Genomic DNA, 682 nt, shown 5'->3' on the forward strand with positions numbered 1-682 from the left:
AACGTATTGAAGTCGAAGAGTTTTTGAACATGTCGCCGGCGGCGACGCTTGAGCGGGCGCCGAGATTATAGACTTGCTATAGAATGATTTTCTCTATATCAGGGAAATTGACCATTGAAATGGAACAAAGTTCTTCAAATGACCGATCTCGCCGTCCCGCTCCCCGAGACCAGCCGCCGCCTCGACGCCATCGACCGCAAGATTCTGATGGTGCTGCAGGATGATGCCTCCCTCTCCGTCGCCGAGATCGGCGACCGCGTCGGCCTGTCCTCGACCCCCTGCTGGAAGCGCATCCAGCGCCTGGAGGCCGACGGCGTGATCACCAAGCGGGTGGCGCTGGTCGACCAGAACAAGATCGGGCTCGGCATCTCCGTGTTCGTGTCGGTCGAGAGCTCCGACCATTCCGACGCCTGGCTCAAGAAGTTCGCCGACGCCGTCAGCGCCATGCCGGAGGTGATGGAGTTCTATCGCATGGCCGGCGACGTCGACTACATGCTGCGCGTCGTCGTCGCGGACATGCAGGCCTATGACGTGTTCTACAAAAAGCTGATCAGCGCCGTGCCGCTGAAGAACGTCACCTCGCGCTTCGCGATGGAGAAGATCAAGTCGGTCACCGCGCTGCCGATCCCGGCGGTGGTGGCGGCTTAGGGCTCACCACACGCAAACTGTCATCGCCCGGCTT

The 682-nt window shown here is 60.4% G+C and carries 1 protein-coding gene; it reads left to right on the forward strand.

All coding sequences use genetic code 11. The features are described 5' to 3' along the window. Nucleotides 1-138 precede the first annotated feature (138 nt). The gene (locus IVB47_RS19820) at nt 139-648 is read left to right on the forward strand and encodes an Lrp/AsnC family transcriptional regulator (protein ID WP_027514344.1); all 510 of its coding nucleotides are present in this window, start codon (nt 139-141) and stop codon (nt 646-648) included. Nucleotides 649-682: the final 34 nt, after the last annotated feature.

This window comes from Bradyrhizobium sp. 62 (assembly GCF_023073035.1).
In the GTDB taxonomy this organism is placed as follows: domain Bacteria; phylum Pseudomonadota; class Alphaproteobacteria; order Rhizobiales; family Xanthobacteraceae; genus Bradyrhizobium.

Bases quoted from the DNA above. Each gene is read 5' to 3' on its own strand.
- IVB47_RS19820 (WP_027514344.1), top strand. From the start codon at position 139: ATGACCGATCTCGCCGTCCCGCTCCCCGAGACCAGCCGCCGCCTCGAC.